This is a genomic window from Micromonospora sp. MP36 (genome assembly GCF_008119785.1).
In the GTDB taxonomy this organism is placed as follows: Bacteria; Actinomycetota; Actinomycetes; order Mycobacteriales; family Micromonosporaceae; genus Micromonospora.
In genome coordinates this window covers 1-19,982 of sequence record NZ_VSFA01000071.1, presented here as the reverse complement: position 1 = coordinate 19,982, position 19,982 = coordinate 1, and the positions used below count along the sequence as shown (strand labels likewise).

The 19,982-nt window shown below is 70.7% G+C and carries 15 protein-coding genes; 8 read left to right on the top strand and 7 right to left on the bottom strand.

Annotated features, from left to right (window positions below; all coding sequences use genetic code 11):
* Nucleotide 1 precedes the first annotated feature (1 nt).
* Nucleotides 2-169, bottom strand: a complete 168-nt coding sequence (rpmG, locus tag FXF52_RS30115) for a 50S ribosomal protein L33 (RefSeq protein WP_089006390.1) — start codon at nucleotides 167-169, stop codon at nucleotides 2-4.
* Nucleotides 169-405 (bottom strand): 50S ribosomal protein L28, encoded by a 237-nt coding sequence (gene rpmB, locus FXF52_RS30110; protein WP_089006389.1) that lies wholly within the window; start codon nucleotides 403-405, stop codon nucleotides 169-171. Before rpmB ends, rpmG begins: the two co-directional genes overlap by 1 nt.
* Before the next feature lie 377 nt (nucleotides 406-782).
* Here rpmB and FXF52_RS30105 point away from each other — a divergent pair, with 377 nt between their 5' ends.
* The 3 genes from FXF52_RS30105 to FXF52_RS30095 all read left to right on the top strand — a co-directional run bounded on the left by FXF52_RS30105 (nucleotide 783) and on the right by FXF52_RS30095 (nucleotide 4,092).
* Entirely contained in the window at nucleotides 783-2,075 is a 1,293-nt protein-coding gene (locus FXF52_RS30105; RefSeq protein WP_148801820.1) for a GTP-binding protein, read from the top strand.
* Nucleotides 2,072-2,335: a type B 50S ribosomal protein L31 gene (locus FXF52_RS30100; protein WP_148801818.1), complete on the top strand. Its 264-nt coding sequence runs from the start codon at nucleotides 2,072-2,074 to the stop codon at nucleotides 2,333-2,335. The genes FXF52_RS30105 and FXF52_RS30100 overlap by 4 nt, the downstream gene beginning before the upstream one ends.
* A gap of 386 nt (nucleotides 2,336-2,721) precedes the next feature.
* Entirely contained in the window at nucleotides 2,722-4,092 is a 1,371-nt protein-coding gene (locus FXF52_RS30095) for an IS110 family transposase (protein WP_148801816.1), read from the top strand.
* A 191-nt stretch (nucleotides 4,093-4,283) separates the two neighbouring features.
* Here FXF52_RS30095 and FXF52_RS30090 read toward each other — a convergent pair whose 3' ends face one another.
* The 4 genes from FXF52_RS30090 to FXF52_RS30075 form a co-directional block, all read right to left on the bottom strand.
* On the bottom strand, nucleotides 4,284-5,123 hold the full coding sequence (locus FXF52_RS30090; RefSeq protein ID WP_148801814.1) for an ABC transporter ATP-binding protein: 840 nt from the start codon (nucleotides 5,121-5,123) through the stop codon (nucleotides 4,284-4,286).
* Entirely contained in the window at nucleotides 5,120-8,104 is a 2,985-nt protein-coding gene (locus FXF52_RS30085; RefSeq protein ID WP_148801811.1) for an FtsX-like permease family protein, read from the bottom strand. Before FXF52_RS30085 ends, FXF52_RS30090 begins: the two co-directional genes overlap by 4 nt.
* Complete coding sequence (locus FXF52_RS30080) at nucleotides 8,101-11,148, bottom strand: FtsX-like permease family protein (RefSeq protein WP_148801809.1); 3,048 nt, start codon at nucleotides 11,146-11,148, stop codon at nucleotides 8,101-8,103. Before FXF52_RS30080 ends, FXF52_RS30085 begins: the two co-directional genes overlap by 4 nt.
* Before the next feature lie 78 nt (nucleotides 11,149-11,226).
* Nucleotides 11,227-11,919, bottom strand: a complete 693-nt coding sequence (locus tag FXF52_RS30075; protein ID WP_148801807.1) for an ABC transporter ATP-binding protein — start codon at nucleotides 11,917-11,919, stop codon at nucleotides 11,227-11,229.
* Nucleotides 11,920-12,234: 315 nt separating this feature from the next.
* On the opposite strand from FXF52_RS30075, the gene FXF52_RS30070 reads away from it, so the two are divergent.
* The 5 genes from FXF52_RS30070 (at nucleotide 12,235) to FXF52_RS30050 (ending at nucleotide 18,331) form a co-directional block, all read left to right on the top strand.
* Nucleotides 12,235-13,713 (top strand): LVIVD repeat-containing protein, encoded by a 1,479-nt coding sequence (locus FXF52_RS30070; RefSeq protein ID WP_148801805.1) that lies wholly within the window; start codon nucleotides 12,235-12,237, stop codon nucleotides 13,711-13,713.
* Between the two features lie 109 nt (nucleotides 13,714-13,822).
* The gene (locus tag FXF52_RS30065) at nucleotides 13,823-14,965 is read left to right on the top strand and encodes a branched-chain amino acid ABC transporter substrate-binding protein (protein WP_187413799.1); all 1,143 of its coding nucleotides are present in this window, start codon (nucleotides 13,823-13,825) and stop codon (nucleotides 14,963-14,965) included.
* A gap of 14 nt (nucleotides 14,966-14,979) precedes the next feature.
* The gene (locus FXF52_RS30060; RefSeq protein ID WP_187413798.1) at nucleotides 14,980-16,767 is read left to right on the top strand and encodes a copper resistance protein CopC; all 1,788 of its coding nucleotides are present in this window, start codon (nucleotides 14,980-14,982) and stop codon (nucleotides 16,765-16,767) included.
* 15 nt (nucleotides 16,768-16,782) lie between these two features.
* The gene (locus FXF52_RS30055) at nucleotides 16,783-17,535 is read left to right on the top strand and encodes a hypothetical protein (protein WP_148801799.1); all 753 of its coding nucleotides are present in this window, start codon (nucleotides 16,783-16,785) and stop codon (nucleotides 17,533-17,535) included.
* 103 nt (nucleotides 17,536-17,638) lie between these two features.
* On the top strand, nucleotides 17,639-18,331 hold the full coding sequence (locus FXF52_RS30050; protein WP_255472485.1) for a YcnI family protein: 693 nt from the start codon (nucleotides 17,639-17,641) through the stop codon (nucleotides 18,329-18,331).
* A 1,442-nt stretch (nucleotides 18,332-19,773) separates the two neighbouring features.
* On the opposite strand, the gene FXF52_RS30040 is transcribed toward FXF52_RS30050, so the two are convergent.
* Nucleotides 19,774-19,982: hypothetical protein (locus FXF52_RS30040; RefSeq protein WP_148801795.1), on the bottom strand; the 209-nt coding region annotated here is incomplete at its 5' end.

Genomic DNA, 19,982 nt, shown 5'->3' with positions numbered 1-19,982 from the left:
GTCAGCGCGCCTCTCGGAACTCGACGTGCCGGCGGACGACCGGGTCGTACTTGCGCAGCACCATCCGGTCCGGGTCGTTGCGGCGGTTCTTGCGGGTGACGTACGTGTAGCCGGTGCCGGCGGTGCTGCGCAGCCGGACGATCGGGCGGACGTCGGTCTGCCGGGCCATCAGACCGTCACCCCCTGGGCGCGCAGCTCCGCGACGACCTTTTCGATGCCCTTACGGTCCACGGTCTTCAGCGCCTTGGCGGTCAGCGTCAGGCGGACCCAGCGCCGCTCAGAGGGCAGCCAGTAGCGGTGGTTCTGCAGGTTGGGGTTCCACCGTCGGCGGGTGCGCCGGTGGGAGTGGGACACGGCGTTGCCGAAGCTCGGCTTCGCGCCGGTGACATCACAGCGACGGGACACAAGTACTCCTTCAGGAACGGTTCGCCATAACGAAAATCGTTTTCATTCTTACGTGGCCGATCGGACAGCCTCCACTCGGGGTCCCCAGCGACCTCGACCGGCACTGACGAACCGAGCCAGCACCTCCAGGGCAATGGCCCGAGAGCGGGACGGCCAGCAGAGTCGTGGGCCCAAGAGGAGGCGCGCCGGCTCGGCAGCGAAGCGGGCGTCACCTCTGTGCCGACCAGACGCCGGGACGTGACACCCGCACCGCGACCTTGCGCCCCCGACGCCGCCAGGCCGCCGTGGCGTTTCATGCGAGAAGACCTCGCCCGCCACTCGCCGTCGACCACGTGCTTATAATGACAATCGTTTTCGACTAAGTCGAGAGGACTGTGATGTCGACGTCCCCGCTCGCACCGGCCAACGCCGGAGTTCCGGCGTCCGACGCCCGACCGTCGTTGACCGTGCTCAGTGGCTTCTGGCCGTCCGCCACGTACGCCGTTGCCCGCAGCCTGCTCGCGGCGGACCCGTCGTTGCTGCTGATCCGGCACGACCTCGCCGGCCTCGGCACCGGCACCGTCCACCGGATCGTGCGCGACGGCGAGGGAATACTCGAGGACGAGCGCATCACACTCGCGCACAGCTGCGTCTCCTGCACCCTGCGCGAGGACGTGCTGCCGACCCTCGCCCGGCTCGCGCGCGCCCACCCGCACCGCGACCTGGTACTGATGCTGCCCGAGGTGGTCGAGCCGGAAGCCGTCGCCGCCGTCTGCGCGCACTGCCTGGTCGACGGCGCGCCGATCACCGACCTGCTGCACGTCGACTCGTACGTCACCGTCGTCGACGCCGAGCACCTGCTCGACGGGCTGGCCAGCACCGACGACCTCAAGACCCTCGGCATCCACGCCGCCGACAACGACGACCGCGGGCTCGCCGACGTCATCGTCCGCCAGATCGAGTACGCCGACACCCTCGTCCTGTGCGGACAGTCCCGCGAGGGCGCCTACGACACCAGCCGGTTGTCGGTGCTGCTGGACCGCATGGTGCCATGGGCAACACAGGTGCGGGTCGACGGTAACGTCATCGACGCCGGCGCGCTGACCCGCCAGCTGCGCGGCACCCGCCGGCACCGCCCCGAGATCCCCGGCGTCCTGACCCGCGGGTTGGAGGGCTACCACCTCGGCCTGCACGAGCCGCACCCCGACTGCGGAGTGGTGTCGGTGGTTTTCCGCGCCCGCCGCCCCTTCCACGCTCGACGGCTGCACGACGTCCTCGAGGAGGTCAACGCCGAGGTGATCCGCTCCCGAGGGCACCTGTGGCTGGCCAGCCAACCGGACAGCGTCATCGCCTGGGACTTCGCCGGCGGCGGCCTCAGCCTCGGCTCCCTCGGCCGCTGGCTGGCCGCACTCCCTGACCCGCACTGGGACGAGGCGTCGGACCATCGCCGGCTCGCCGCTGCCCTCGACTGGGACCCCTACTACGGCGACCGCAACCAGCACCTCGTCTTCATCGGCCTCGACCTCGACCCCGCCGGCCTGCACCGCACCCTCGCCAGTTGCCTGCTCACCGACGCCGAACTCGCCGACGGCGAGGACACCTGGCGCGGCTACGACGACCCGTTCACCGGCTGCTTCCCGCTCGCCGATCTCGACCCGACCGATACCGACACCGAAGGAGAACCCGCATGAAGCCCGACATCCACCCCAGCTACAAGCCCGTCGTCTACCGCGACCGCGCCGCCGACTTCGCCTTCCTCACCCGCTCCACCGCCACCAGCGACCAGACGATCGAGTGGACCGACGGCAACACCTACCCGGTCATCGACGTGCAGATCTCCTCCGCCAGCCACCCCTTCTGGACCGGCAAGCAGCGGCTACTCGACACCGAGGGCCGGGTGGAAAAGTTCCGCGCCAAGTACGCCCGCCGCGGACGGCAGCAAGCCCGATGAGCACGGCGCCCATCGACTGGGCGGTGCACCCCGCCTCGTCGGCGCCCCCGAGGACGACCGAGCCTGGTACTAGGCCGTCGCCCGCGAGTTGGTCGCCCCGGCGACCGGCTCGCGGGCGACGTTGGCTGCGGAGCTCTGGGACGTTGGGATCAGAGTCATTCCGACCTGTTCCGGACGCCACGCAGGCGTGAAAATGGTGGTCCGGTCGCCCGCTGACGTCGCCAGCTTCTTGGGAGGTTGAACCCGTATCAGAGTCTGACGCTGGGGCCCCGACCTGAAGGGTCACGCACTGTTGCTTCGAGCACGCCGGTCAGAATTTCGGTTCCCGACCGAGGCCCCCGGGCGGCTGGGCTGATGTCCATCACACGGGGAGGGAGCGGTGTCAGATGAGGACTGTGCCCGAGGAGATCCCCGACCCGGATCACGAGCAGATCCTGCAGCGGGTGGCCGCGGTCGATGTGGCCAAGGAATCCGGCATGGTGTGCACCCGCCTGCCTGCTGGGGTCAGTGGGCGGCGCACCAGCCGGGTGTGGCAGGTGCCGGCAACCACCAACACGGTCAGCGACCTGGCCGATCGGCTGGTGGAGCTGGGAATCGACAAGGTGACCGTGGAGTCCACCTCCGACTACTGGCGGATCTGGTACTACCTGCTGGAAGCGGCGGGTCTGGACGTGCAGCTGGTCAACGCCCGCGATGTCAAGAACGTGCCCGGCCGACCCAAGACCGACAAGCTGGACGCGGTGTGGCTGGCCAAGCTGACGGAAAAGGGACTGCTGCGGCCGTCGTTCGTGCCGCCAGCACCGATCCGTGTCCTGCGGGACTACACCCGGATGCGGTCCGACCTGACCCGGGACCGCACGCGTTACTGGCAGCGGCTGGAGAAGCTGCTCGAAGACGCCCTGATCAAGATCTCCGCGGTGGCCAGCACCCTGAAGACCCTCTCGACCCGCGACATGATCGAGGCGTTGATCGCCGGGCAGCGTGACCCGCAGCAGCTGGCAGGCCTGGCCCGCGGGCGCATGCGAAGCAAACACGCCGCCCTGACACAGGCGCTGACCGGCCGGTTCGACGACCACCACGGCGAACTCGCCCGCATCCTGCTAGACCAGATCGACGGCCTCGACACGCAGATCGCCACGCTCACCACCCGCATCGAGCAACTGATCGGCACACTGGGCCAGCCGGCCACCCCCGCGCCACCACATCCCGCCGGCGATGACAACGACCCACCACACCAGCAACTGCCGTCCACCACCGGCGCCGCCCACAATGCGGTGCGACGCCTGGCCGAGATCCCCGGCCTCAGCCCCGAAACCGCCCAACTCATCATCGGTGAGATCGGCCTGGACATGACCCGGTTCCCCACCGCCGGGCACCTCGTCTCCTGGGCCAAACTGTCCCCCCGCGCCATCCAATCCGGCACCAAAACCGGCAACGGCAACACCGGCAAGGGCAACCCATACCTCAAAGCCGTCCTCGGACAAGCCGCCGCAACAGCCGGCCGCAACCACGGCACATTCCTCACCGAACGTTACCGACGCATCGTCAAACGCCGAGGCAAAGGCAAAGCCCTCGTAGCCGTCGCCCGCTCCATCCTGGTGATCATCTGGCACCTACTCGCCGACCCGACCGCCCACTACTACGACCTCGGCCCGGACCACTACGACAAGCGCATCAACACCAATCGCAAGGTCACCAGACTCGTCCGAGAACTGGAAGCACTCGGCCACACCGTCACCCTGCAACCAGCCGCCTGACAACCACCAACACCACACCGGACCGGCCCCCACCAGCCCGGCGACGCCCCCTGCACAAGACCCGCCCTGGTCAGGCTCATTTTCCGGTCAGACGCTTGATAGGTGCGGTTCGAGGATTTCAACCAGGTGGACCGCCTGGGTTGTTGTTCAGTTTCCGTCGCGGGCTGTGAAGTGCACCAGGACGCGGCTGGTCAGCCCGATCCGTGATCGTCGGCGATCAGCGTGACGCGGCCGTCGGTGTGCTCTATCGCGAGCAGCGCGCCTGGCCGGAAGGAATCCAATACCTCGGGGGGCAGCTGCACTGTGCCATCGCCGGCGATCACCGCGAACTCCCGCCCATTGCGGCCCTCGGAGCCGACCCGGCCATCGCGGATGGTCACGGCCCGGCCGAGCCGGGCACCCACCTCCGGGTCATGAGTGACCGCGACGATCGTCGTACCGCGTTCCTGGTTGACGGTGGCCAGCGCGTTCAGCACCTCGTCGCGGGCTCCGCGGTCCAGTTGGCTGGTCGGTTCGTCGACGAGCAGCAGGCCGGGCGAGGCGGCGATGCCGACGGCGATCGCGACGCGCTGCGCCGTGCCTGGCGGGAGGTCCCGGACACGCCGATGACCGAGCCCGGTCAGCCCCAGCAGTGCCAGGATCCGCTCTGGCGGCTCGACATCGGCCGGCCGCACCTGGGCGGCGCGGCGCTGGGCGAGCCACAGGTTGCTGAGCACGGTGGCGTACGGCAGCAGGTTGCGTCGGGCCCCCTGCAGCATCACGCCCAGATCCGTGCCGCGTAACCGGGCGAGCTCGGCCTCGCTGACCCGTCCGATGTCCACCATTCCGATCTGGACCCGTCCGGCGCTTGGCCGCATCAGGCCGGCCAGGAGAGCGATCAAGGTGGACTTGCCGGATCCCGAGGGCCCGACGAGGGCGAGGGTCTCCCCGGGCGCGATGTCCAGATCGACACCGGCCAGCGCCACCACGTCGCTGCCCTCGGCGCGATAGATGTGCATCACCCTGCGGCACACCACGGCCAGTCCGGTCATGTGCCACGCCCTTGTCTCTTGCCGCTCGCCAGCCGGCCGGCGAACCAGCAGGTGAGGAGCAGAACCAGGACGGCGCCGGCCACCGGCACCGCCACCCCCGCGATGGTCGGCACCACCGGGGGCGGCACCGCCATTGTCCGCTCCGCCGCCACGTACATCGGTAGCACGTCCCTGGCCAACCACCATGACACGGCGGTGGCGGCCAGTCCGAGTGCGGCCGCCAGGATGACGAGGCCGCAGCGACGCAACACGGCAACCGCGCGCAGGGTTCGCCCCGGGACGCCGTGCTCCCGCAGCGCGGCCAGGCCGTCGGCCGGGTGGCCGCGTTCCAGGGCCGCGGTCACCAGGATCGAGCCCATGGCGAAGACCACTGCCGCGTACGCGGCCATGAGCAGGAACCGCAGGGCGAATGCGGGCGCCTGGCTGGCGAGGACGGCCCGTCGCGCCACCACGCTGCGGTCATCCGTCACCGTCAAGCCGGCTGCCCGCAACCGATCGGCCACATCGGGGGGTGCGTCGGCGGCGAGCCACACCTCCATGGAAGCGGGGTCGACGTCCAGGCTCAGCTCGTCGGCGTATTCGAGATCGACCAGTGCGCCAGCCGTACCGTGGCGGGGCACGAGGGCCGCTTCCCCAGCCCGGGTGACCTCGATGCGGCGCGCGCCGCCGTGGCCGAGGACGTCGTCGGGCAGCGGCGCGGTAGCCACCATCGGCAACGGCTCCGCGACCGTGGCGGGAAAGATCCGCAGGTCGGCCCAGAGGGGCGAGTCCACTGCCATGCCGAGTCCGCCCGGAGTGCCGCGCAGTTCGGCAACCGGTCGGGCGGCGCTGGGTGTCGGTTGCCGCCATCGGTCCGGTTCGGCGATGCGGGCGGTATCGGTGAGGAGGGCGCCGTTGGTGCCGTCCCGGATCGGGCCCAGGATCAGGTTGATGCGGTGCCGCCGCGTCACGGACATCTCCGGCGCGATCTCGTCGAGCCGGCAGGCAGCCTCCGTGCACGGTGGCACCGCGATCGAATAGCGATGCTCGCCGGGGCGTAGCTCGTCGGTTCGCGCCACCACCACTGCTCCGCTCTGCGTGGTCAGCCGCACGCCTACGCGCGCCGTCGCGCCCGGCGCGATGTCGACGAGGGTGACGGTGAGCTCCAGTCGGGCGGCCCGGAGTTCCAGTGGCTGAGGCGGGGCCGGCCGTAGCCGCTGCGCCACGTCGGCGGGCGAGAGCGGCCCGAACTCCGACGACCAGATCGCCACGTTTGCCAGCCGGGCGCTGTCCACGCCGAGCACGGGTGGCGTGCCGGGCACCTGGAAGCCGGCCACCGCCATCGCGTACGTGCCTTGCGGATCGACCGTGCGTACCGCCGCCAGCAGGGCCGGTACCGACGCCTGCTGGACCGACAGGGCACGCGCCGCGCCGGTCTCAAGCCGGGAGCGCTGCGTCCATGCCCGCTGCGCGGTGTCGTTCGCGGTCACCGCGAAACCCACCAGCCCGAGGGCCACCGTCAGCAGCGCCACGATCCGGTTCGACTCGGGGCGCCGCGCGAGCGTCATCGCCGCGATGCCCAGTGCCAGCCGGCCGTGCCGCAGTGCCCAGCGGCCGAGCCGGTCCGCCGGCGACACCAGAGCGCGGGACGCCACCAGGCCCAGGCCGAGGCTTATGCACAGCGGTGCGACCAGGGCGATCCCACCGCCACCGCTGTCGACCTCGCCGCCGGTGAGCGAGAGCTGGTAGCCGGCGGCGATCGCGAGCGCGCCGATCACGACCTCAGCGGCTCCGACCACGCCGGAGCGGCGCCTGGCGCCCACCCGGCGCAGCAGGCTCAGCAGTGGCGCGGTGAGGATGCGTACCTGCGCCAGCAGGCCGGCCAGCAGCGCGCCCAGCACCGCCGCGGCCGCGTACGCCATGGACGTCCAAGAGGGACTCACGTCGGGGGCGCCCGGCAGCACCAGCGCGGAGTAGGCCGCTGTCGCGCCGAGGCCGACCAGGTACCCCGGCACCGCCGCGAGCAGCATCGGCAGTGCGGTCTCGACGCTCGGCAACAGCCAGCGCAGCCTCGTCGGTACTCCGCGCAGCACCGCCAGACCGAGTTCGCCACGGCGTTGCTCGGCCGCACCCGCCGCCGCGAGGAAGAGCACGAACCAGCACAGCAGTACGAGCGGCAGAATGGCGATGGTCAGGCTGTCGCCCAGCGTTCGCCGGTTGCGATCGACCCGATCGGCGAGGTCGCGGATGCCGGTGTCGGGTGTGTAGCCGCCCGCCACCAACGTTTCCGCCGCACGGGTGATCTCGACCCGAAGCCGCTGCAGGTTGGCGAAGGCGGTCGGGCCGGCGACCAGGTCTACCGTCTGCAAACCCGTTCGGCCGGCTCGCTCGACGGTGCGCTCAGTGGTGAGGAACACCCCGCCGTCAGCACCCACCAGGCTGCGCCGCTGCGCCCAGTAGGCATCCTGCGGTTGCGGTGTCCGATAGAGGCCCACCACGCTCAACGCCACCGGCGACCGGGTATCCGCGGGGTCGAACACGACCTCGCTGCCCACCCGCGCGCCGGTCAGCTCCGCGGTGTCCTCGCGCACTAACACCTCATGGTCCGCGACCGCACACCGCCCCGCGGTGAGCACCACCTCGCGGCAGAAACCGGTCCGGGTGGCCAGCCACACCTTGTGGCGGAGATGATCGCCACCTGCGTCGCCGAGGACGGATCCGGTGACCTGACGGCCGCTGATCGTGCGGAAGCCGGTCAGGTGGGGTAGCGGCGGCGGCTCGCCGTCGAGCAGTGGTTTCTGGTCATCTCCGACGCGCTGTGCGCTGAGCAGCCGCTCGGCCACGGGCGCCCGGTCGACCTCGACGCTCACGATGGCGGCGCCCGCCGCCTGCCGGTAGAGCGGCCCGGCGGCAGCGGCCGCCGCAGCGGCCATGCCGATGACCAGCATGATCGCGGCGACCGCCGAGCGCGCGCGCACCATGGACCACAGCAGCGTCGTCATCCGCGCGCCTCCGCCGCGTCGAGCGGCCGCGCCTCGGTCGCTCTGGCCAGCCCGTGCGCGGCCAGGAGGGCCACGCCGACCAGCAGGGCGGCGGCGCCGAGCATTGCCGGCACGACCACCGCCAGGCGCGGTCCGGGCATCGCGAGGGCGCTCGGCAGGTCGACGAACGCCGCGAGGGCCCCTTGTCCGGCGACCCACGCCAGGCCGGTGGCGAGGGCGCCGACCGGGACGGCGACGCCCACCAGGGCGAGGTAGCAGCCGCGAACCGCGCGGGCGACGGTGCGCCGGTCGACGCCTTGGAGGCGCAGCGCGTCCAAGTCGACGGCCCGCCGTGGCCGGTCCGTGGCGGCCAGGACCACCACGGCGAGCGCCGCGAGCAGTATGGTGAGGATCGACGCGATCAGCTGCAGCAGCAGGCCCAGCCCGGGCCCCCGCATCCGGTAACGGGCCGCACGGTCCACGACGGCCTCGTCGCGCAGCGGGACCAGGCCGGCAGCGCGCAGCCGGGCAACGGCGTCGGCCGGGGCATCCGCGCCGAGCCACACCTGCAGCTCGGCCTCGTTGTCCTGCTGATCGCTGAGCCGGTCCGCGTACTCCAGGTCGGCCAGGATCCCGTCGCTGCCGACGCCGGGCAGCACCGGCAGCGCCTGAGCCACCTCGACCCGCCGTAGCCCGGCGAACACCGGCGCCGCCCGAAGCTCCTGCGTATCAGCCAGCCGAGCCGGCGCCGCCGCGACCACGGGCAGCGGCAACGGCGCGTCGGCCACCTGCAGCCGAATGTCCGTGCTGACCGTCTGTGCGTCGCGCGGCGGCGCATAGCTGAGCACCACGCCCTCATCGCCACCGTGGATGCGCACCGCGTCCTCGGCGCCGATGGCCGATCGCCACCGCGCGGCAGCCGCCAGCGCACGGCCCTCGAGGATCGGTCGCTCCGGTGCGAGTTGCCCGATCCGGTTCAGGACGAGGCGGTCCGGCGACCTGGCAAAGCTCAGCCACCCCAGGCGGCAGCCCGGCGGCTGGACGCAGGCTGGCACCTCGATGCGGTACTGGCGCCGGCCCGGTTCGGCGGTGATCTCGAAGCTGCCGGTCAGTGGCTCCCCACGCGGGCCGGTCAGCGCCACCGTCACGGGCAACGGCCGGCTCAACGGTTCGCGCACGGTGACGTCCAGAGCCAACGCCGCCCCGGTCAGCTGCACCGGCGGGTTCGCCGCCGGCCGCAGGGTAGCGGCCACCTGCGCCGGGGCCGACGCGCCGGCGGCGCTCGGCCACAGGGCGACCGCGGCCAGTCGAGGGCTGTCCACCGCGACGAGCGTGGTGTCGCTGGTCGTCTGCCTGGCCGCCGCCATCGCCCAGCGGCCGTCCGGGTCGGCCGCGCGGACCGCGGAGAGCAGAGCCGGGCGAGACACGGCATGCACGGTGAGCACCCGCGCGGCGCCCAACTCCACCGCGGCGCGGTCGCGCATCGCCTGGCCCCGCGCATCCCACGCGCTCGCCGCGAAACCCACCAGCGCCAACGCGACCACGATCAGCGCGACGAGCCGATCCGCCCCCCGACGCCGAGCGATCTGGATGGCCGCCAGTCCGACGGCGACCCGGCCGCGATGGAGGCTGCGCGCGCCGAGCGCGGCGGCGATCGACCGCATCAACCGCGCGGCGAGGATCCCGGCGACCAGCGCCAGCAGTGCCGGGGCGAGCAGCGGGAGGCCGCCACCGGGTGCCTGGCGACTCGTCATCGACTGGGCGACCGCGGCGAGCGCCAACACGATCGCGCCGAGTTCGACCAGGCCGGTGGGTACCCTGCGGCGTGGGGGAATCTGCCGCAGAGCATGGGCGAGCGGTCCGCCGTGCGAGCGTCGCTCCGCGATCGCGGCGCCGGCGAGCACCGCGAGCAGCGTGATACCGGCAGCCGCCAGGCTCGTCGAGTCGACCGGAACCGCACCGGAATCGGTGAAGACGGTCCAGGTGATCGCACGTACGAGGAGCCAACCAAGGCCGAACCCGAACGGTGCGGCGGCCGCCAGCACCAGCGCGGTGGGGCCGAGCGCGAGCAGGATGCGGTGGCGGGTCGGTGCGCCACGCAGGGTGGTGAGCGCCGTCTCGGTGCGGCGCTCCGCCGCGGCGTAGCCCGCCGCCAGCAGCAGGACGAGCCAGGACAGCACGAGCAGTTGCAGCGCGCCCAGCGGCGCCGACAGGTGCAGCACCTGCCGGGTATGCTCGATGCGCGCCAGCAGTTGGGGCAGGCCACTGGCCACCTCGAGACCAGGTCCGTAGCTGGCCTGGGCCAACGCCGGGGCGAGCCGGCGGACGCTCTCGGGGGTGAGCGCGTGCTCCCCGGCGACCAGATCCACCGTGCCGACCATCGTTTCGAGTCCGGCCGCGCTCAGCGTCGCCATCGAGGTGAAGATCGGGTTGGCCGCGTGCACCGGCTGTGGCGCGAGTTCGTGCCGCCCCGCCCAGTACGGGTCGGCCACCGGTGTCGCGTACCGCCCACCGTCGCTCGGCCCAACCGGGTCGTAGATGCTGACGACGCGCAGCGCCAGTGGCTGCTCCCGTCCGTCCACCTGGTAGCTCAACTCGGCGCCGGGGTGGAGCCCGAGTTGCCGCGCGGTCGGCGTGCTGATCGCCACCTCGTTCGCGTTGCTCGGGCAGGTGCCGGACAGCGCGAGGTGGTGACAGACCTCGTCGCGGACGACCAGTGACACGCCCAGAGGCCCGGTCGGCGCATCAGCGACCACCGCGCGGCCGCGTACCCACCCCCCGGTGATCTCGGTCAGGTCGGACTGGCGCACGGCGCCTCGGAGCTGGCTGACCAGGTCGGCGAGCGCGGCGGCGGCGCCTACCGAGGAGGAGACCTGCGCGGTCATGGCGACACTGCGTTCGATCGGGGTCGCCGCTGCCACCTCGGCGAAGACCACCTGGCGGTCGGCAGCGGCGGCGTACAGGGGCGCCGCGGTGCCCGCCGCGAGCGCGAGCACGGCCAGCAAGGCGAGACTCAACGCCTGGCGTTTTCGGCTGGCGAGCACACCGAACACCAAGTGGAGCATGGCCACCCTCGTCGTCGACGGACGTCCGCAGAGGCTAACGGGAGACCATTTGTCGACACGAGGTTTCGGGCCAGGCCGTTATGGCATCGTTGCGAGCCCGTCGATCAGGCCGGTCCCCTGACGCACCACCTCAGCGAGGCCGTCCGTCAGGTGCAGTTCGACCTCGCACGCCGCCGCCGTCTCCGGGTCGTGTGTGGCCACGACGACCGCCGCGCCCCGACTCGCCTCGGCCCGCAGCAGGTCGAGCACCCGTTGCCGGTTCGCCGCGTCCAACTCGCTCGTCACCTCGTCGGCCAGCAGCACGTCGCCGCGCAGCGCCAGGCCTCGGGCGATCGCCGTACGCTGCTGCTGGCCGCCGGAGAGCTCCTCGACGAGCTGGTTCGCTTGGCCGGTGAGGCCGACCCGCTCCAACCACTCGGCGGTGCGCCGGCGGGCATCGTCGGCGTCCACCCCGTTCGCCACCAGCACGACCTGCAGGTTCTCTTCGGCGGTCAGGATGGTCGCCAGTCCATTGTGCTGCGGGATCAGCACCACCCGCCGGGCCACCGCATGATCGCGGTCCCGCAACGGCTCGCCGGCCACCGCAACCGCGCCGGCCGTGGGCCGAAGCTGCCCGGCCATGGCGCGCAACAGCGTGGTCTTGCCGGCCCCGGATGACCCGGTCACCGCGAGCATCTGACCGGAGGGCACCGTGATCGACACGTCACGCAACACCGCCGGACCCTCGCCGTAACCTACGGTGACGCGGTCCGCCACAAGAGTCAACGGCATGCAGCATTCCCCCTGGGGTTCGGACCGCATCTCACGGCTGTGCGAGTGTACGTGGACGGCGCGTACCGCCGACATTCCCGCCCGGGGAGCAGCCACGATGGCGCCGGTGGTTTTGCTGGCAACGGGTTGACCGGCGTGATGCTCCCCTGCATGATCACGACGATTGACGGAGCTGTACGGCGGCGTTCTCGACAACTGCACCATGGCGCCCCGCTCGTGCCGTCTTTAGTGTCGTGCCACGTGGGCTCTTCGGCCGTGCGGTGCCCAAGCTGCGCTGAGGGTCGCCAAGGGAGAAATGCCAAAGGGAGAAACGTGGTGAAAACGAAACCCCTCGTGGCGGGTGCCGTCGCTCTGGCGACGGCTGTGGCAGTGCAGCTGGGTGGAGCTGGCGCGGCATCTGCCGCCGAGCCGCCAGGATCGAGCCCGTCGGACAACTCCGCCCACGGCGGCGCGGTCCTCGACGACATCCACAATGTGCCGACGACCGCCGTTGCAAAGAACGTCACGTTCATCGACAACGTCAGGGGAGTCAGCGGCTATTCGGCGCTGAACTTCATCAAGTACGACAAGTACGGCTACGACTTCATGTTCGCCAACGGCACCGGCGGCCTCGCCGTCTGGTCGCTGGAGGACCCCCAGCACCCGGCCTTGGTCTCGAAGATCACGGCGGCCGAGCTGCGCCTGCCGGGGGACACCCAGGACAGGTTCTGGGAAGGCGAGAACATGACCGTCGACCCGAAGCGCAAGCTGGTCTTCCTCATTCGGGACCCGCGCGGCTTCGGCGGCACCGTCAAGACCGGTCAGTCCGGCGTCTACATCGTCGATGTCAAGAATCCGTGGAAGCCGGAGATCGTCACCTTCCACCCGATTCCGGCCGGGCACACGTCCACCTGCATCAACGACTGCAAGTACCTGTGGTCGGTCGGTCCGGCCAACACGGGGACGCCAGGCCACGACCCCTCCTGGAACGGCGTCCCGGTGCGGGTGACCGACATCCACGACATCAAGCACCCGTACACCTTCGACCGGGCGGTCGATCTCGATCGGCTCGACGGGGTCACCGACTACGTGCACAGCGTTGACGTCGACAAGGACGGCATCGCCTGGGTCTCCGGTGAGGGTGGCGTACGCGGCTACTGGACCGAGGGCAACCACTACGACCCGGTGCAGAAGCGCAACCGCGTCGCGACGGCGTACGACCCGGTGCCGTACGCGGGCGGGACCGTCACTCCCATCAACCCGGCGGGCACCGCCTTCTACGACTTCTTCGACCACAACGCCTATCACCCCACCGAGAAGGTCGGCTCCTTCGACAAGGGCGAGCTGCTCTACATCACCAACGAGAACGTCACGTCCTGCGCGCAGGCGGGCGAGTTCAAGATCGCCTCGTTGAAGGGCAGCTACGACGGCGAGAGCTGGCGTTCCACGCCGGAGAACCCGTTCCGGCTGGAACTGCTCAGCCACTGGTCGCCGTGGGGCAAGGAAGGGTCGGCCACCACGGGTAGCTGCTCCGCGCACTGGTTCACGGTGAACGGCAACATCGTGGCGCAGGGGTGGTACGGGCAGGGCACTCGCTTCCTCGACGTGTCGGATCCGAGGAACCCGACGCAGGTCGGCTATTTCCGCGTGCCGTCGGGCCAGGGCGTGACCGGCGGTTCGGCGTCGGCCGTCTACTGGCACAACGGGCTGGTCTACGTCGCGGACTACAACCGGGGCGTCGACGTCCTGCGGTTCGACGGCAAGCTGGCCGGCCCGCCGGACGACAAGATCTGTTGGAACTCGTGCGACAAGTAACCGTCTGAGCGAAAGCACCGGCCCGAGCGCGGCGACCGCTGCGCCCGGGCCGGCTTTCGGTGGTGACGGACATGGAGGTAGAACGGTGCGACGCAGAGGTGCCGTGCGCGTGGCCGCGCTGGGCGCGACCGCGCTGGTGGTGAGCGGTCTGCTCGCCGCGTGCTCTGCCTCTGACGAGGGCGGGGGCGCCCCGAGGCCGCGGGGCGAGATCACGTTCGGGGTGCTGGCCCCGCTGTCAGGCGACCTGGCTGAGCGTGGGCAGGACCTCGTCGACGGGGCGCAGCTGGCCGCCGCTGAGATCAACGATCAGGGCGGTGTGCTGGGGCGGCAGGTGAAGTTGGCCGTCGAGGACGGCGGCTGCGCGCCGGCGACCGGCGAGCAGGGGGCAACCAGGCTGGCCGCCAAGAAGGTCGTGGGGGTGGTCGGCGGGCTGTGTGAGGATGCGGCGGTGGCGGCGGCGAACGCCGTGGCCGCGGCTGGCACGCCGTTCCTGGTCTCCTCCGCCCGCGCCGACCGGCTGATCGAGGCCGGGGTGCCGTCGGTGTTCCCGATGGAGGGGACGGTCTATCAGGAGGCGCTGGCCGCGGTGCACTGGATGGGCTACCGGAGCCCGCAGCGGGTGGCGGTGTTCGATGACGGCTCACCGGCCGCACAGCGGCTGTCCGGCCTGGTGACCGACCGGGTCAAGGCAGACGGCCTGACGGTGAGCAGGCAGAGCGCCGAAGCGAACGCTCCTGATCTCGTTAAGCTCGCCAGCACCGTGACCGCTGCCAAGGCGGACTTCGTCTACTGGGCGGGGGCCGCGGAACCAGGTGGACGACTGGTGAGCGCACTACGTCAGGCCGGCTACGCCGGCCATTTCATGGCCTCCGCTGAGTCGGACAGCCCCGAGTTTCTGCAGGCGGCCGGCGCGGCGGCCGAGGACGCATACCTCGCCATGGCCGCGGGCCCACGGCTTCTCCCCGCAGCGGCGGACTGGGCTGCCCGTTTCAAGGATCGCTACCAACGGGAGCCGGGCCGCGACGCCATGCAGGCCTACGACGCGCTCCGCGCGCTGGCGCAGGCGGTGCGCCAGGCGGGGGGCACGGCACCCCCGAAGGTCGTCGACAACCTCCCGCGGCTCGAGAACTTCACCACCTTCACCGGAACGCTCCGCTTCGCCGCCGATCACTCCCTGACGTACGACAACTACATCGTCGCCCAAGTGAGGGGCGGCAAGCTCATCCTGGCCAGCAAGCTGCGTACGGACTAGGTCGGATGACGCAGATGCACTACGCACGCCATCGCTGGGCCCGGCTGGTCACGCGGCTGGCGGTGGTCGTCCTCCTCGCGACCGGCGGCCTGGTCACGGACCTCGCGTCCACCGCGACCACACATCCGGCGTACGCCCACGCCTACCTGCTGGAGACTTCGCCGGTCGACGGCGAGGTCCTGGCCTCGCCCCCGGCGGAGGTCCGGCTTCGCTTCGACGACGCGGTCAGCTTCAACGAGCGGTCGATCCAGCTGCTCGACACGAACGCGAAGAAGCTGGCGATCGGCACCCCCGGTCACCTGGACGGGAAGGCCAACACGGCGCGGGTCAGCCTGCCCACGGATCTGACCGAGGGAACCTACGTCCTGGCCTGGCGGGTCACCTCCGCGGACTCGCACGTGGTGTCGGGCGCGTTCAGCTTCAGCATCGGCCACCCGAGTGCTACGGCCGCGCCAGTGGAGCAGGACGCCGACCGTGCCGTCCTCGTCGTCGACGCCGTCGGCCGCGCCCTTGCCTTTCTCGGGGTGGCCCTCGCCCTCGGTGGCGCGCTGTTCGTGGCCGTGCTCTGGCCCGCTGGCCGCACCGACCGCCGTGGCCGGCGCATCGTGTGGTCAGGATTCGGCGTGCTGACCGCCGGCACCGTGGTGGTCCTGCTCGTACAGGGGCCGTACGCCGCCGGCACGTCGCTGGCCGGAGTGTTCGACCCGGACCTGCTCGGCGCGGCGCTGTCCACCCGGTTGGGCCACGCGCTGCTGGCGCGGCTGGTGATCGTGCTCGCCCTCGGCGTGGCCTTCGGGATCGCCGTACGCCCCAACTCTCCCTCTCCCTCTGCCCCGGCCGCGACGGCCGGCGCCGGCGCCACCCGCCGGATCGTCCTGCCCGCGGTCGCCGCGGTCGGCGCTGTCGCCCTGACGCTGACCTGGGCGTTGGCGGATCACGCGCAGACCGGCGTGCAGACCTGGCTGGCCGTGCCGGCGACCAGCCTGCACCTACTCGCCATGGCCCTGTGGCTGGGCGGCCTGATCACGCTCGCGATCTGCGTACTCATCCCGACCGGGAGGCGGGAGACCAGCAAGGTCATCACCCTGGAGCCCGCGCTGCCCAGGTTCTCCCGGCTCGCGCAGGTCTGCTTCGCGGTGGTCGCGGCGACCGGCGTCTACCTGTCCTGGCGGCAGGTGGGGACGTGGGCCGCGGTCGGCGCGACCGACTTCGGGCGGCTGCTTCTCGGCAAGCTCGCCGTCGTCCTCGCCGTGGTGGGTCTCGCCGCCGGAGCGCGGCGGTTCGTGCGGCGGCGCGGCCGCGAACCCCTCGGCCTCGACGCCGCCCCCGCCGCCGCGGTGCGCTGGCTGCGCCGCTCGGTCGTGGGCGAGATCCTGCTCGGGGTCGCGGTCGTGTCGATCACGGCCGTCCTCGTCAACACCGCCCCGGCCCGCACCAGCTACGCGCCGCCGGTGCACACCACCGTCCCCATTCCCGCCGCCGCGGCCGGCTCGGCCGCCGGGCTGCGGGACAGCTCGGTCGAGGTGAAGATCGAGCCGGCGAGGTCGGGCAGCAACGTGGCCGACATCTACCTCACCGGCCCGGATGGCTCGCTGGTCGCGGTACCCGAGATCTCCGGTCAGCTCGAATCACCCGACCGCGAGGTCCCGGCACTGCCCATCACCGTCACCGCGGCCGAACCCGGCCACTACGTGGCGAACTCGATGTCCATCCCCTTCCCCGGGGTGTGGGTGCTGCGGCTGGACATCCGAGTCTCCGACTTCGACGAGACACCCGTGCGCGTCCAGTTCACGGCACGCTGAAAGGTTTGGTGACACATGCGAGGCGCTGACCGGAAGGGGTCCCGGGGCCGATGGACCGCGTTCGCCGCCGGCTTGCTCGCCCTCGGCGTCCTGGCCGGCTGCTCCAGCGGGAGTCCGGAACCCTTGGCCAAGCCGCCCTACACCGTGGACTCCATTCGGTTCGGCCTCGTCAGCCCCAGTGACCTGGGCGAAGGCGCGACCGAGATCAAGGACGAGGGCCACTCCTCGCACGTCGTCTACACGCCCCCGAACAGCATCCCGACCTGCCCGTACGTCCAGCGTTCCGAGGACGTCGAGGTCAATGTGGAGCCAGCGGTCGAGCCGGTGGGTGGGAATCCGACCGGACGGATCATCGTCGCGCCGCAGATCGTGGGACCGTCATCACTGCCGGTAGTCACGCAGGGTGCGGTGGTCTTCCAGAGCGCCTCGCTCGTCGACGGCACGATGAACACCGTGATGGCCGAGGCCACCAAGTGTCCGGCGACGTTCAGCGTGCTCGGCGGGCCGCCGTCCGTGGTGGGCGAATACAAGGTCGGCAGCCGGTCGATCGAGATCAACGGGTGGAAAGGGTTCGCCCAGCACCTCGTACACACCTCGCCCCCAGAGGTGAACCCGGACACCTACGACGATCTGGTCACCGTCGTGGTGCACAAGGAGAACGCCATCCTCTATGTCGGCTACGCCCAGATCAAGGCCGTAGGCAAGCGCGCCGACTCCGACGAGAAGGTCAAGGCGTTGATGAAGACCACGCTGGCCCGCCTCGGCTAGCGCGAGTATCTGTGCCGTAGTGCGTATCGCGGCTGCAGCTCGCTTGTTCGAATGATGATTCTCGATGAATGGAAACTGGAGAATGCACCTGCTTCGCCGAGCCGTGCGTAGCCTGGTAACCGTAGGCGTGGCGGCCTGCCTGGTCGGCGTCATGCCGACGGCGGCGTTCGCGCACGTGACGGTAAACCCGGGCACGGCCACCCAGGGCGGCTATGCAGCCCTGACGTTCCGCGTTCCCACCGAGAGCGACGACGCGAGCACCACCAAGATCGAGGTGCAGTTCCCGACCGGCTTCCCGCTGGCCTCGGTCTCGATGAAGCCACACCCCGGCTGGTCGTACGAGATCACGAAGAAGAAGCTGGCCACGCCGATCGAGGCGCACGGTGCGCAGATCAGCGAGGTCATCGACAAGGTCACCTGGACTGCGGCGGACCCGCAGTCGGCGATCAAACCGGGTGAGTACGACGAGTTCTCCGTGAGCGGCGGACCGCTGCCCGCGACCGATCAACTGGTATTCAAGACGCTCCAGCACTACAGCGACGGCGAGGTCGTGCGCTGGATCCAGGAGGCAGCCCCCGGTGCCGACGAGCCGGAGCGGCCCGCACCAGTGCTCCGGCTCGTGCCCGCGGCATCGCCCACGGCGACAGGCACCGGGCAGGCGGCTCTGGCCGTGGGCAGCGCGCCTGCGACCCAGTCGGATGCGGGGGTCTGGTGGGCGGTCGGGCTGTCCGTGGCCTCGCTGGTGATCAGCCTCCCGGGCGCGACGATCGCCGTGCGGTCGCGCCGGGCGCGATAAGCCACAACGGTCACGTCGTGAAGTACGGCCATCGCGAAGGTGTAGCGCCCGGGCAAGGTCGTCGAACGGACCAGCGGACCGCTGCGCGGCAACCCAGGCGAAGCCCGGACGAGGGCGAACCTGTGGACCGCGCGACGCCGAGCGTGCGGCCGGATGTGCAACCTTGGCGGTGTGCGGACGACAGGTGATGTGCGAGTTTGTCGGTGAATAGGCGATGCGCTGCGGTCTTGGCGATGGTTCTGATCGCACCCTCGATGCTGGCCTGCTCCTTGGGCGAGACCGTCGTCGGGTGCGGTAGTCACGGCACCGAGGACATCACAATGGCGGACGTTGCTGGCACGTGGAGCGGACCGGACGCGGGCACGATCAAGCTCAACGCCGACGGTAGTTTCATCGCGCCGAACTACGCGAGAAGGACGGCGACAAGACCAAGCTGGTTTCCGGACAGGGCGTCTGGTCGCTGAACCAGACGTCGTCAGAGGAAAATGAGCGTACGCCGGGCGTCAGCGACGTTCAGTTGACGTTCGCCTATGCGGACGGCGCCGAACGCGCATGGAACAAGATTGACGTGGCACAGGTCAGGCCGGTCTCCAGATTGGAATACGTGTACAGCTTCGCGGAAGAGATATGGGACGACTGCGACCTTCGGAAATTGACGAGGGCCGCCGAGTCGCCGGAAGCTACTGTAACGACGCCAAAGACGACACCGAGCTGAGCCAGCCGCCTGGCGGACGAGCTCGGGGCTCCCAGGGCGCTAGCGTGCTCGGCCAACGGATGTGGTTGGCACCCCTGGCCCCGGGAGACGGGCCGGCGGTGTGGGGCACACAGGGGGCACAAGACACTGTCAAGCGTCGTCAACCGGCCCGCAGCCATGCCAGACGCAGACGCCGGGCGAACAGGCGTCGAGCGCTGTTCCCGCTGGTGGCGGGCTAGCCACGTCAGAAGCGGAAGCGAGGTACGAGGAGCGTTCAACGTTGCATGAGTCCCCGCGTGGGTGACCAGAAGAGCGGCAGCTTGCACGTTCCGGTTAGGATTCCCGTGGCTGAGACGTGTTCACGCCGTGAACTTTGCGGGTGGTGGCGCTTCGCGGACCGCCCATCGGCGAGGTTTCGCGCCCTGTTACCGCCAGCCCGGCGGCGAGAAGGTTCTTGGCCGCGTTCACGTCGGCGTGGTCCGGTAAGACCCACGACGCCGTAGGCCAGCGCTTGGGGGCTCGGGTCGTGTCCCTCGGGACCGGCGTCGAGCCGCGTTCGTTCGACTAGTTCCGGGCGCGCCGTGACCTTCTGATTAGCCGATCCTGCCGCTGTGCGTGGTCGCCGTCATCGTCATGACTACCCTCCAGTCGGAGCTCATCACCGACCGGTATTCGTCCCAGTCCGGATGCTCCCCGGCGCGGCGGTGGTAGTCCACGGGGTGACGATCCGGTGCCCGGGGACCGGCCTTTACGCGTCGGCCGTGTCTGCGTTGCCGACGTGCACGTTACCGATGGCGTCCATTCGGCCCCAGCGTCCGGGAATGTCAAGCAGTTCGATGCGACCGAACCTGGCGGGCAGCACCGGATCAACTATCAGGTCGTCTTCGTACGGCTCGAGGCCGAGCATGGTCCGCAGCAGCAGGAACGGCGTTCCGGTGGACCCGGCCTGTGGGCTGG